This window comes from Pseudonocardia lacus, assembly GCF_018531445.1.
GTDB lineage: Bacteria > Actinomycetota > Actinomycetes > Mycobacteriales > Pseudonocardiaceae > Pseudonocardia > Pseudonocardia lacus.
Map to the genome: position 1 here is coordinate 40283 of NZ_JAHDTH010000032.1, position 11994 is coordinate 52276.

At 75.4% G+C, this 11994-nt stretch carries 12 protein-coding genes and 1 pseudogene; 4 read left to right on the forward strand and 9 right to left on the reverse strand.

The genetic code is table 11. The features are described 5' to 3' along the window. Window positions 1-87 precede the first annotated feature (87 nt). The 8 genes and pseudogenes from KIK08_RS09765 to KIK08_RS09800 all read right to left on the reverse strand — a co-directional run bounded on the left by KIK08_RS09765 (window position 88) and on the right by KIK08_RS09800 (window position 5510). Window positions 88-387, reverse strand: a complete 300-nt coding sequence (locus KIK08_RS09765; RefSeq protein WP_214402716.1) for a hypothetical protein — start codon at window positions 385-387, stop codon at window positions 88-90. 83 nt (window positions 388-470) lie between these two features. Continuing rightward, entirely contained in the window at window positions 471-1106 is a 636-nt protein-coding gene (locus KIK08_RS09770) for a TetR/AcrR family transcriptional regulator (protein ID WP_214402717.1), read from the reverse strand. A gap of 28 nt (window positions 1107-1134) precedes the next feature. Then, a complete protein-coding gene (locus tag KIK08_RS09775; protein WP_408004655.1) occupies window positions 1135-1347 on the reverse strand; it encodes a ferredoxin in 213 nt (70 codons plus the stop codon). After that, on the reverse strand, window positions 1344-2546 hold the full coding sequence (locus tag KIK08_RS09780; RefSeq protein WP_214402718.1) for a cytochrome P450: 1203 nt from the start codon (window positions 2544-2546) through the stop codon (window positions 1344-1346). Before KIK08_RS09780 ends, KIK08_RS09775 begins: the two co-directional genes overlap by 4 nt. A gap of 49 nt (window positions 2547-2595) precedes the next feature. Next, the gene (locus KIK08_RS09785) at window positions 2596-2991 is read right to left on the reverse strand and encodes a TraB/GumN family protein (protein ID WP_250556660.1); all 396 of its coding nucleotides are present in this window, start codon (window positions 2989-2991) and stop codon (window positions 2596-2598) included. A 121-nt stretch (window positions 2992-3112) separates the two neighbouring features. After that, window positions 3113-3625: pseudogene (locus tag KIK08_RS42210) on the reverse strand (erythromycin esterase family protein); the annotation flags it as partial. 204 nt (window positions 3626-3829) lie between these two features. After that, window positions 3830-4540 (reverse strand): VOC family protein, encoded by a 711-nt coding sequence (locus tag KIK08_RS09795; protein ID WP_214402720.1) that lies wholly within the window; start codon window positions 4538-4540, stop codon window positions 3830-3832. Between the two features lie 7 nt (window positions 4541-4547). Further along, a complete protein-coding gene (locus tag KIK08_RS09800; RefSeq protein WP_214402721.1) occupies window positions 4548-5510 on the reverse strand; it encodes a cyclase family protein in 963 nt (320 codons plus the stop codon). Window positions 5511-5775: 265 nt separating this feature from the next. Between KIK08_RS09800 and KIK08_RS09805 the strand changes: the two genes are divergently transcribed. Next, complete coding sequence (locus KIK08_RS09805) at window positions 5776-7317, forward strand: acyl-CoA synthetase (RefSeq protein WP_214402722.1); 1542 nt, start codon at window positions 5776-5778, stop codon at window positions 7315-7317. 88 nt (window positions 7318-7405) lie between these two features. Here KIK08_RS09805 and KIK08_RS09810 read toward each other — a convergent pair whose 3' ends face one another. Then, complete coding sequence (locus KIK08_RS09810; protein WP_214402723.1) at window positions 7406-8179, reverse strand: SDR family NAD(P)-dependent oxidoreductase; 774 nt, start codon at window positions 8177-8179, stop codon at window positions 7406-7408. Between the two features lie 149 nt (window positions 8180-8328). On the opposite strand from KIK08_RS09810, the gene KIK08_RS09815 reads away from it, so the two are divergent. The 3 genes from KIK08_RS09815 to KIK08_RS41630 all read left to right on the forward strand — a co-directional run. Further along, complete coding sequence (locus tag KIK08_RS09815; RefSeq protein ID WP_214402724.1) at window positions 8329-10473, forward strand: acyl-CoA dehydrogenase family protein; 2145 nt, start codon at window positions 8329-8331, stop codon at window positions 10471-10473. A 203-nt stretch (window positions 10474-10676) separates the two neighbouring features. Next, a complete protein-coding gene (locus tag KIK08_RS09820) occupies window positions 10677-10850 on the forward strand; it encodes a hypothetical protein (RefSeq protein ID WP_214402725.1) in 174 nt (57 codons plus the stop codon). Next, window positions 10847-11994 (forward strand): ABC transporter permease (locus tag KIK08_RS41630; protein ID WP_214402726.1); only part of this gene is annotated, 1148 nt, incomplete at its 3' end. The genes KIK08_RS09820 and KIK08_RS41630, both read left to right, overlap by 4 nt.

The following is an 11994-nucleotide window of genomic DNA, read 5'->3' on the forward strand; positions in this document are numbered from 1 at the left end:
GACACGTGTTGGCGGGCACCGACACGCGTTCGGCGGCAGCGGGAGCGGATGGCGGATTTCCGCCGTGTGCGGAGGTCGGGACGGGAGTCAGGCGGGTCGGCGGTCGTCGGCGGGTCCGGTCTCCGCGGCGGGATCGGGCAGCTGCCGCGCCGGCGGGATCGCCCGTGACGAGGAGGAGGGCGTCGACCGCGCCGCGATGCGGCCGCGCGCCGTGCTCAGGTGCAGCGCCACCGCGCCGGTGATCAGCTCGGCCTCGGCGTCCCAGCGGGTCTCCCGCTCGTCGTCGGGCAGGGCCTGGTAGGAGATCAGCAGGCCCTCGAGCGCGGCGAACAGGTCGCCGACCGCGGCGGACCTGCCGGTCGGGCCGGATGCGGGCGGGCGGGTCATGCCCTCGTTGGTACCGAGGGCCGGAGTCGGGCCCAACACGGCTGCGATACGGCACCGTGAACTCACGCTGCGTGCGTCCGTGGTCAGCCGACGGGCGAGCACTCGCCGTGGGCGGGCGGCACCGGGGGTTCCCACCCGGTCGCGGCCGGCGGGGGGAGCGCCGGTGCGCCCGGGCGCAGGCCGTCGAGCAGCAGGGACAGGTACCGGCGGCGGTCCGCGCCGTCGGGGTCACCCTCCCGCACCACCGCCAGCACCATCACCAGCACCGCGGCCACGTCGCGCAGCGAGACGTCCGGGCGCACCGCGCCGGCCCGCTGGGCCGCGCCGAGGACGTCGCCGAGGTCGCGCAGGTAGCGCTCGGCGACGTCCACCCCCAGCACGCCGGAGTCGCGCGCCGCGCGGAACAGCCCGCGGTGCGCGGCCACCCGCTCCAGCGTCGCGCCGAGCACGTCGCGCAGCCCGGTCGCCGGGTCGGCGGCCCGGCGGGCGGCCTGCGCGAGCGGTTCGATCTCGGCGCCGAACACCGTCTCGAACGCGGCCCCGACGAGCCCGTCGCGGCCGCCGAAGAGCCGGTACACGGTGGCCACCCCGACGCCCGCGCGCTCGGCGAGGTCCTCGAGGCGCACCTGCGGCCCGCCGTCCTCGAACGCGGCCACGGCCGCGGCGACGATCCGCGCGCGGTTGCGCACGGCGTCGGACCGCCGCCGGATTCCGGGCATTTGCGCACGTTAACACCCGTGCCGTCGGTCAGCCGTCGATCAGCCGCAACGCACCCGACGGGCAGGTCTGCACCGCCCGGCGCACGCCATCGCCGTCGGGCGGCTCCTCGACCAGCACCACGACCAACCCGTCGTCGTCCTGGTCGAAGACGGCCTCGTCGGCGAACACGCAGTTGCCGGCGCCGACGCAGACGTCGCGGTCGGCGAGCACCCGGACGGTGCCCGTTCGCGGGGCGCTCACCAGGTCACCTCCAGGCCGGTCAGCCCGTACACGACGTGGAACGACCGGAACGCCGCCGTGCCCGGCACCTCGGCCAGGCCGGGGAACCGGCGCAGCAGCGCCGGGAACGCCACCCGCATCTCCATGCGGGCCAGCGGCGCGCCCAGGCAGTGGTGCACGCCGTGGCCGAACGCCAGGTGACCGACCTCGCCCCGGGTGATGTCGAGGCGGTCGGGGTCGGTGGTGGCGTCGGGGTCGCGGTTGGCCGCCGGCAGCGCGAAGACCACCAGCTCGCCCGCGCCGATCCGCGTCCCGCCGATCTCGACCTCCGTCGTGGTCGTGCGCACGACGCCGGTGTGCACGATCGACAGCCAGCGCAGCAGCTCCTCGACGGCGGGCGCCACGGCGTCCGGGTCGTCGCGCACGAGCGCCAGCTGGTCGGGGTGGCGCAGCAGGGCCAGCGTGCCCAGCCCGAGCATGTTCGACGTCGTCTCGTGCCCGGCGATGAGCAGGATGTTGGCGATGCCGATGAGCTCGTCGGTGCTCAGGTCGTCGCCGTGCTCGCGGACCAGCATGCCCAGCATGGCCTCGCCGGGGTCGCGCTGCTCGCGCGCGACCAGCCGCGCCATGTACTCGCGGGACTCGGCCTGCAGGCGCATCCGCTCGCCCGGCGGGACGGACATGTCGAGCAGTCGGCTGGTGCGGTGCTCGAAGCCCGCCCGGTCCTCGGTGGGCACGCCGAGCAGCTCGCAGATCACCAGCGACGGGACGGGCAGCGCGAACGAGGAGATCAGGTCGGCGGGCGGGCCGCAGCGCTGCATCGCGTCGAGGCGCTCGTCGACGATCTCGTGGATGCGCGGCTCCAGCCTGCGCATCCGGCGCACGGTGAACTCGGGGGTGAGCAGGCGGCGCAGCCGGGTGTGCTCGGGCGGGTCGGCGAGCAGGGGATTGCCCGCCCGCATCCGGGCGAGCGTGGCCGCGTCCGGCACCGGCATGCCCGGCATGCCGCGCATCGGCGTCGCGTTGCTGAACCGGGCGGAGTCGGCGAGCGCGGCGCGGACGTCGTCGTGGTGGGTCAGCACCCAGACGTCGACGCCGAACGGGCTGCGGGCCCGGCCGACCCGCTCGCCCTCCCGCAGCGCGCCCAGCTCCGGGGCCGGGTCGAAGCCGTCGCGGCGCATGTAGACGGGCAGTTCGGCGGCGGTGGTGGTCTCGCTCATGTGCTGGTCCCCCGATGGTCGCTGGCCGAGCGGTAGTGATAGTCGGCTATCACATCACCCGGTATACCAGGACCCGCCGGGTCACGACTCCCACTCGTCGCGGTCGACGGGGGGAGATGCGGTCGAGGACGGCGACCGCGTCATACGCGCGGGCGACCGGGACGGGCTGGTAGGTGTCCAGCACCCGGATCCGGTCCGCGGCGCCGGGTAGGTCGCGCGCATCGACGGCGGAACCGCCGGGCACCACGGCCTCGACGCTGCCCACGACCGGGGCGTCGAGCTCCACGTCGACCACCGCCACCCCGCCGGGGGCGTGCGGGTCGGGCCGGCGGGTGGGGGTGGTGCCGCCCGCTGCGGTCACCGCGAGCGCCACGTAGCCCGCGCCGAAGCGGGCCGCCAGGTGGCTGCCCGGCACCGCCTGCTCGTCCACCCCCGGCAGCGGCATGCGGGTGCGCTGGATGTGGCTGTTCGCCGCGCCCACGACGATCCGGGCGTCCGGCCCGCCCCCGCTCCAGCGCCCGGAACACGGTCTCGGCCATGCCGCGGTCGCGCGCGGTGAGACCGGTCGGCCGTTCCCCGGCCATCAGCTGGACGATGCCGCGCAGCCCGTGGTCGAGCAGGCGGGCGAGGCGCAGCTCGTGGCGCACGACGTCGTGGGCGTCGGAGCCGTCGTCGAGCGCGTCGAGGTGCACCGCCAGGTCGGCCAGCGCGGCCGTCATCGCGTCCCGGTCGGCCGCGTCGAGCCCGGCGTAGCGGCGCTGGGCCGGAGGGGCGTGCTCGTCGGCGTACCCCTGGACCCGGGCGACCAGCGCGTCGACCAGCGGGAGCGCCGCCGGGTCGATGGCCTCCAGCCTGCGCCGCACGCTGCGCAGCGCGGGCAGCGGCGAGGCGGTGGACCCGGGCACGTCCAGCCCGACGAACGGCAGCGACATCTCGCGCATCCAGCTCAGCTGCGCGCGCACCTCCGGGCAGCGGCCCATCCGGTAGGTGAGGCCGTGGCGGCCCAGCGCGTCGAGGTCGCCGGGGCCGCCGCGCGTCCAGGCGTCGACGGCCAGGCCCTCGCTGAACCCGGACTCCATCCCGAAGGCCGTGAACCCGCAGCGCCCGACCAGGAACCGCGTGAGCCGGTGGCGCAGCAGCGCGTACTCGCGGACGAAGTGCGCGCTCTCGCCGATCGCCACACCCGCGCCCCGCGCAGCCGCTCGGCCAGCGGCTCCAGGTCGTCCAGCGGGGCGGCGGGGTCGAGCGTCGCGAGTCCGGCGATGATCATCCCGGGACCGTAGTCACCTCCGCACGGAGCGGAACGTGGTCCCCGCGACCTCGAACGACACCATCGCCGAGCCCGGAGCCGCCCACAGGTCGACGCCGACCAGGCCCGCGCGCTCGCCCTCGCCGACCGTCACGGTTGACCGGTCGTCCAGGACGAGCCGGTCGCCGTCGGGCTCGATCGCGAGCGCGCGCGACCACCGGTCGAGCAGCGCCGCCGGATCCGGTCCGGCCAGCCGCACGCCGGCGATGCCGTCCGCGACGACCGCCCGCGACCGCTCGGCCCAGTGCGGCCCGCCCCACCGCCACGACGACGGCGGCTCGGCCTGGTCCAGCGAGATGATCGCCGCGCCGACGTCGGCCGGGTGCACGTGCGTCGACCGGATGTCGTCGTAGTCGTCGACGTCGAGCACCGAGCGCATCCCGTTGGTGGCGAGGCGGCGGCGGCCGTCGTCGAGGTCGTCGACCTGGAAGATCGCCATGTAGCCGCAGTCGCCGCCCTGGCGGGCCATGTGCCGCTCGGCGGGCGAGCCCGCCCCGGGGGTGTGCGGGCTGACCACCTCCAGGAAGGCGTCGCCGACCGGGAACACGGCGTTGTGCAGGCCCCACCGGCCGACGAGCGGGTCGACGAACGGCTCGCCGAGCCCCAGTTCGCGCCGCCACACCTGGCAGACCGCCTCCCGGTCGGCCGCCGCCACCGCCACCTGGCGGATCCGCAGGGTGCGCACCGCGGGCCTACTTCAGCGCCAGCGCGTTGGCCGGGGAGCCGATGCCGCCCTTCGCCCGCATCGGCGCGCTGGACAGCATCACCTCCCAGCGGCCGTCGGCGCGGCAGTCCTCGACGAGGTCGTGCAGCCACCACAGCTCGCCGATGGCCAGCCCGAACTGCCCGATCAGCACGTGGTGCAGGAAGCCCCACGGCCACGCCTCGGGGCGGAGGTCGGGCGGCCAGACCTCCAGCGCGGGCGCGTCGGTGACGGCCGCGGCGATGTGCAGGTCCCAGAGGTACTCGGCCATCTCCGGGGTGTGCTCGATCCCGACGGCCGCCAATGTGTTGCGGTCGGCGGCGCGCACCCGCTCCGGCCGGGCCAGCGTGGCGTACCAGCCGAGGAAGCCGGTGTGCAGGACGAGCGCGTCGCCGGTGGTGATCTCCACGCCGGCCGCCCGGCGCGCCGCCTCCAGGTCCGCGACGCCCAGCGCCACCGCCGTGCCCGGCCCGCCGCGCTCCTCGACGACGCCGGCCACGTCGAGCACGACGGCCCGGGTCACGACGCCGCGGGCGCCCCAGTGGTCGATCGTGTTGGAACCCTCCGCGACGTCCTGCTGGGTGCGCCCGTTGTAGAACCGCTCCGGGCCGAACGCGACGTGCGCCAGCGCGTCCCACTGGCTGCCCGACTGCGGGTAGAAGTTGTCGTGCACGTCGTCGAGGGTGAGGCCGGGGCGGGTGACCAGCGTCGTCCGCCGGTCGGCCCCGCGCCCGAACAGCGGCGGGTCCAGGAAGTCCGAGGGCAGGTCGAGCGGGAACACCGCGCCCTTGCGGACCAGTCCGGCCGCCTGCACGGCCTTCTCCGGGGTCACGAGGTTCAGCAGCCCGACGGAGTCGTCCTCGCCGAACAGGTGCCAGCCGGACCGGGCACCGCCGTCGGTCTCCGGGAGGTCGCGGTAGCGCGGGAGCGCCCCGTCGCCGCGGTCTGCCATCGCCCAGGCCCCTTCGCCGTTGGATGATCGTCGCCCCCATTCGACGGCCGGCGGGCGGGTCTGTCAACGCCCGGTGCCGAATGAGGGCTACTCAATCCGTCCCCGACCTGGTCAGCGGGGGTGAGTGGATATCCGGCCGGCCGCCCGCGGTCGGTCGGGGTACCGAAAGCCGGGCACTCAATGGCTGACCGGAGCCCGGTGCGGCGGTTACTGTCGCCGTGGACCCGCATCGACGCAGACGCGGGCCTGGGAGGGTGGACCGCACATGCACCTGAGCACCCTGGCCGCCACGCACGGCGACAAGCCCGCCGTGATCATGGGGGGCACCGGAGCCACGATGTCGTTCCGCGAGCTGGAGGACAGCTCCAACCGCATCGCCCGGCTGTTCCGCAGCCGGGGCCTGCGCCCCGGCGACCACGTGGCGATCCTGCTGCGCAACCAGCTCGAGGTGTTCGCGGTGGTCTTCGGGGCCCAGCGCGCCGGCCTGCTGCACACCTCGGTCAACTGGCACCTCTCCGCGGCCGAGGCGGCCTACATCGTGCGGGACTGCGGGGCCCGGATGCTGGTCTCCGGAGCCGACCTGGAGGACATCGCCGCGCCCGCCGCCGAGTCGCCGCTGCTGGAGTCGCGGGTCACGATCGGGCGGGTGGAGGGCCAGGAGTCGCTGGACGACGCCGTCGCCGGCCTGCCGACCACCCCGATCGACGACGAGGTCGAGGGCGGCTACATGTGGTACTCCTCGGGCACCACCGGCCGGCCGAAGGGGATCCTGCCGCAGCTGTCCGGCGCCCCGTTCGGCACCGGGAACGCGCTGGATCAGCGGCTGGGGGAGGCCTTCGGGTTCGGGCCCGACACGGTCTACCTGTGCCCGGGCCCGCTCTACCACGCCGCCCCGCTGGCCTGGTCGGTCGGCACGATCCGCAACGGCGGCACCGTCGTGGTCATGGAGCGCTTCGACGCCCGCGCCTCGCTGGAGCTGATCCAGCGCTACCGGATCAACTACGGCCAGTTCGTGCCCACGATGTTCGTGCGGATGCTGAAGCTCGACGAGGCCGAGCGGGCCGCCTACGACGTCTCCAGCATGCGGATGGCCATCCACGCGGCCGCGCCGTGCCCGATCGACGTCAAGCAGAAGATGATCGACTGGTGGGGCCCCGTGCTGCTGGAGTACTACGCCGGCAGCGAGGGCAACGGCATGTGCCTGATCGACAGCATCACCTGGGCGCAGCGCCGCGGCTCGGTCGGCCAGCCGGCGAACTGCAAGGTCCACATCTGCGACGCCGAGGGCAACGAGCTGGGCCCGAACGCGGTCGGCACGATCTGGTTCGAGTCCGAGGGCGTCGGGTTCACCTACCACAACGACCCCGAGAAGACCGCGAGCGCGTACAACGACCGCGGCTGGAGCACCCTGGGCGACCTCGGCCACCTCGACGAGGACGGCTTCCTGTACCTGTCCGACCGGCGCTCCGACCTGATCATCTCCGGCGGGGTGAACATCTACCCGCGCGAGGTCGAGGACGTGCTGGTGCTGCACCCCGCGGTCGCCGACGTGGCCGTGATCGGCCTGCCCGACGAGGAGATGGGCCAGCGGGTGCACGCCGTCGTCCAGCCGGCCGACCCCGGTGTCGATCACGCCGCGCTGGCCGAGGAGCTGCGCAGCTTCGCCCGCGAGCGGATCGCGCACTTCAAGGCACCGACGTCGGTCAGCATCGAGGCGGAGTTCCCGCGGCTGCCCAGCGGGAAGGTGCTGCGCCGGGTGCTGCTCGACCGGCTCACCGCCCAGGCCACCACGGGCGCGCCGGGCTGAACCCCCGTGCCCGTTCCCGTCGAGAACGAAGCTGTCGTCGAAATGGACCGGTCCAATTCGCGACGACTTCGTTCTCGACGGGAGTTCGTCAGCGGGGGGCGAAGCGCTGGCCGGCGTCCAGGCGCAGGCACTGGCCGTTGAGCATCGGGTTGTCCACGATCGCCAGCACCAGCTTGGCGTACTCCACGGGCCGGCCCATCCGGCGCGGGAACGCGGCGTCCTTGGTCAGGGCGTGCTTCTGCTCGTCGGTGATCCGGCCCTTGAGCACGCCGGTGTCGAACAGGCTCGGCGCGATGGCCAGCACCCGGATGCCCAGCGAGCCGAGGTCGCGGGCCATGGTCAGGCACATCCCGGCGATCGCGGCCTTCGTCGCGGTGTAGGCGACCTGGCCGATCTGGCCCTCGAACGCGGCGATCGAGGCGGTGTTGACGATGACGCCGCGCTCCCCGGTCTCCTCCGGGTCCTCCGGCTCGTTGCGGGCCATGTGCGCGGCGGCCAGCCGGCTGATGTTGAACGTGGCCACCGCGTTCAGATCCATGATCCGGCGGAACGTCTCCAGGTCGTGCGGGCCGTCCTTGCCCAGGGTGCGCTTCGCCGCGCCCCCACCGGCCGTGGTCACCGTGACGTGCAGCCCGCCCAGGCGCTCGACCGCCTCGTCGATAACCCGCTCGGTGCCCTCGAAGTCGGTGACGTCCATCTCCAGGTAAGTGCCGCCGAAGGCGGCCGCCACCTCCTCGCCCGCCGACCCGGGGCGGTCGACGACGGCGACGTCCGCGCCGCGCGCGGCCATCGCCTCGGCGCTGGCCCGGCCCATGCCGGACGCGCCCCCGAACACGATGGCCTTCTTGCCCTTGATCTCCACGGGGCCTCCCCAGCGAGCGCGGTTTTCCGGACACTCTAATTCGCGCGCGGTCGGTGTCCAGGCCTGGACGGCGCAGGGGGCTGCTGCTGGGCTCGCAAAGCGAATACTCTTCGCCGGGACGGAGCGGTCTGCGGAAGAAGGTGCCTGGCATGGCGTTGGCGATCACCGAGGAGCACGCCGAACTCAGCGGCGTGGTGCGCGAGTTCGCGGTCGAGCAGGGGGCGCGGGCCGCGACCCGCAAGGCCGCGGTGGACCCGCCCGCGCCCGGTGCCGACCCCGACCCGCTGTGGAAGCAGCTCGCCGGGCTGGGCTGGGCCGGGCTGCACCTGCCCGAGGAGCACGGCGGCTCCGGCTACGGGCTGCCCGAACTGGCCGTCGTGCTGGAAGGGCTGGGTCGCGAGGTGCACGGCGGACCGCTGCTGTCGACGGCCGTCGCGTCCGCGCTGGTCGCGCGGCACGGCACCGCGGAGCAGCAAGCCGCCCTGCTGCCGGGGCTGGCCGACGGCAGCACCCCGGCCTCGCTGGCCGTCGTCGGGTCGGTCGGCGCCGACGGGCGCGGCGACGCCGGCCCGGCGCTGGGCGCGGTGTGGGCGGCGCTGCACCTGGTCCGCAGCGGCGACGACGTCGTCGTGCTGCGCGGCGACGCGGTGCGGGTCTCGGCCCTCGACGGGTTCGACCCGTCGCTGGGTCTCGCGGCCGTGCACGTCGAGGGGGCGGGCGAGGTGCTGGCCGGTGCGGCCGCGTCGGCGACCCGGCTGCTGCGGGTGCTGGCCGCCGCCGAGGCGGCCGGTGGCGCGCGGGCCACCCTGGACATGGCGCTGGCCTACGCGAAGGTCCGCGAGCAGTTCGGCCGCATCATCGGCAGCTTCCAGGCCATCAAGCACCACCTGGCCGACATGCAGGTGCGCAGCGAGCTGGCCGTGGCCACCGCGTGGGACGCGGCCCGCGCCGAGCCCGGCGACGGTGACGACGCGGACGGGCAGGCCGACCTGGCCGCCGCGACCGCCGCCGCCGTCGCGGTCGACGCCTACCTGCAGAACGCCCGGATGAACATCCAGGTGCACGGCGGCATCGGCTTCACCTGGGAGCACGACGCCCACCTCTACCTGCGCCGGGCGACGGCGCTGGCCGCGCTCGCCGCCCCGCGCGACGCCGCCACCGCCGACGTCGCGGCCCGGGTCGCGGCCGGCGTGCGCCGCAAGCGCGACGTCGCGCTGCCGCCGGAGGCCGAGCAGTTCCGGGTGAGCGCGCGCGACTTCGCCCAGCGGTACCGGGACGCGGCCGAGGGCGAGAAGCGCAGGCTGGCCCTGGAGGAGGGCTACCTCGTGCCGCACTGGCAGCGGCCGTTCGGCCGCGGGGCCGGGCCGGTCGAGCAGCTGGTGCTGGAGCAGGAGCTGGTCGGGTTGGGCCTGCCCAACTACGGCATCGGCGGCTGGGTGCTGCTCACCCTCACCCAGACCGCGTCGCCCGAGCAGATCGAGCGCTGGGTGCGCCCCGGCCTGCTCGGCGAGCAGGTCTGGTGCCAGCTGTTCAGCGAGCCCGGCGCCGGGTCGGACGCCGCGGCCGTGCAGACCCGCGGGGTCAAGGTGGACGGCGGCTGGCGGGTCACCGGGCAGAAGGTGTGGACCTCCGGGGCCCAGCACTGCCAGCGCGGCCTGGCCACCATCCGCACCAACCCGGACGCCTCCAAGCACGCCGGCATCACCGCCATGGTCATCGACCTGACCGCGCCGGAGGTCACCGTGCGCCCGCTCAAGGAGATCACCGGGCACTCGATGTTCAACGAGGTGTTCTTCGACGACGTCTTCGTGCCCGACGAGGACGTCGTCGGCGAGCCGGGCGCGGGCTGGGCGGTGGCCAGGGCGACGCTGGCCAACGAGCGGGTCAGCATCGGCGGGCAGCGGGCCGGCTTCTCGGCCCGCAAGCTGCTCCGCCTGGTCGACAAGCACGCCCCGGGCGACACCGGCCTGACCCGCGAGGTCGGCGCGCTGATCGCCGTGGAGGCGGGCATCGAGCTGCTCAACCTGCGGACCGTGGAGCGGGCGGTGCTGGGGGCCGAGCCGTCGGTGGAGGGCAACGTCAGCAAGCTGCTCGGCGCCGAGCACGGGCAGCGCGTCAGCGAGCTGGGGATGCGGATCGCCGGCGCGGCCGCGGTCACCGGCGGCGAGCCGGAGCTGGCGCTGAACTACCTCTACCAGCGGGCCATGACGATCGCCGGCGGGACGTCGGAGGTCAGCCGCAACGTCATCGCGGAGCGGATCCTCGGGCTGCCCCGGGAGACGATCAAGAACTAGCGCCCGTCCCCCGGCGGGTCCGTCGAACCGGGCCCGCCGGGGAAGGCGCCGCACTGCCGTCCGCCGCGTGCCGTCCCGCCTCGCGGCGGCCCGCGGGTCGCGCCCGCCGCTGAGGTCGGCTCGGCCGGAAGTACGAGGGCCCGCGCCCGGATCGGACCTCCGGCCGAGGTGGCGGACCCGCCCGCTCCGCGATCGTTCCGCCCATGGTGGACGTGATCTGGGCGACGCTGGGCGTCGCGGGCTGGATGGTCGGGGTGCTCGTCCTGCTGACGATGGCGCTGTTCCCGTTATTGGAGGCCGTCGAGGCGCATCGCGACCGCCGGGCCGGCAGGCCGATCGGCGCTGACCGACCCGCGCCGGCCGGAGCGGGGCGGTGATCGGAGCGGCGGCGGGCGCGCTGCTGGCCGAGACCCGGCGCCGCCCGGCCCGGCTGCTGCTCACCGGTCTCGCGGTGCTGGTGGCCACGGTGTTCGCGGCCGGCACGCTGCTGCTGGCCGAGACGCTGCGCGGCTACGTGAGCGAGCGCGCCCAGCAGACGCCCGCCGGGGCGGCGGTCGTCGTGCTCGGCGCGGACCTGCCCGACCCCGAGCCCGACGGGGCGGCGCTGGCCGCCGCCGCGGCGGGCGTGCCCGGCGTCGCGGAGGCCGTCCCGCACTGGGTGGCGCTGCTGCCGGTCAGCGGGGCCGGTTCGACCACCCGCTGGGAGGTCGGGTCCGACCCGATGGTCGGGCCGCTGACGCGGCTGCCGGTGCCGGTGCAGGGCCGGGTCGCCGCGGCGCCGGACGAGGTCGTCGTGGGCGGGGCCACCGCCGAGCGGACGGGTCTGTGGCCCGGTGCGTCGCTCACCGTCACCCCGGACGGAGGGCCGCCCCGGGCGGTGACCGTCACCGGCGTCGTCGACGTGCGCCACGACGGGGTCAACACGCTCATCGGCACTCCGGAGGCGATCGGGTCGATGGGGGCGCAACTGGCCCAGATCGACGTGGCCGCCGCCCCCGGCGCGGACGAGCAGGCGCTCGTGACGGGCGTCGGCGCGGCCGTCGGGGCGCCGGGGGCCGTGCTCAGCGGCGACGAGCAGCGGCTGGCGGAGGTCGAGTCGAGCTCGCGGACCGTCGCGGGTGTGCTGCTCGGCGTGGGGGTGTTCGCCGGGCTGGCGATGGTGGCCGCGGCGGTCGTGGTCGCCTCCACGTTCCGGATCGTGCTGACCCAGCGGCGCACCCAGCTCGCGCTGCTGCGCTGCGTCGGGGCCCGGCGCGGCCAGGTGGTGCGGGCGGTGCTGGCCGAGGCCGCGGTGTCCGGGCTGGTCGCGGGGACGCTGGGGGTCGGCCTGGCGGTGCTGCTCGGCTACGGCGTGACCGGCGTGCTCGCGCTGCTGGGCCCGGGGGCGGCCGTTGCGCTCGTCGTGCCGTGGGCCGGGATGCTCGGCTGCCTGCTCGTCGCGGTGCTGGCCACCGTGCTGGCCGCGCTCGCGCCCGCGCTGGCCGCCGCCCGCATCCCGCCGGTGGCCGCGCTGGGGGCGGC

Coding starts and splice junctions, on each gene's coding strand:
- KIK08_RS09765 (WP_214402716.1), bottom strand. CDS start 387: ATGACCCGCCCGCCCGCATCCGGCCCGACCGGCAGGTCCGCCGCGGTC.
- KIK08_RS09770 (WP_214402717.1), bottom strand. CDS start 1,106: ATGCCCGGAATCCGGCGGCGGTCCGACGCCGTGCGCAACCGCGCGCGG.
- KIK08_RS09780 (WP_214402718.1), bottom strand. CDS start 2,546: ATGAGCGAGACCACCACCGCCGCCGAACTGCCCGTCTACATGCGCCGC.
- KIK08_RS09785 (WP_250556660.1), bottom strand. CDS start 2,991: ATGCCGCTGCCGGGGGTGGACGAGCAGGCGGTGCCGGGCAGCCACCTG.
- KIK08_RS09800 (WP_214402721.1), bottom strand. CDS start 5,510: ATGGCAGACCGCGGCGACGGGGCGCTCCCGCGCTACCGCGACCTCCCG.
- KIK08_RS09805 (WP_214402722.1), top strand. CDS start 5,776: ATGCACCTGAGCACCCTGGCCGCCACGCACGGCGACAAGCCCGCCGTG.
- KIK08_RS09815 (WP_214402724.1), top strand. CDS start 8,329: ATGGCGTTGGCGATCACCGAGGAGCACGCCGAACTCAGCGGCGTGGTG.
- KIK08_RS09820 (WP_214402725.1), top strand. CDS start 10,677: ATGGTGGACGTGATCTGGGCGACGCTGGGCGTCGCGGGCTGGATGGTC.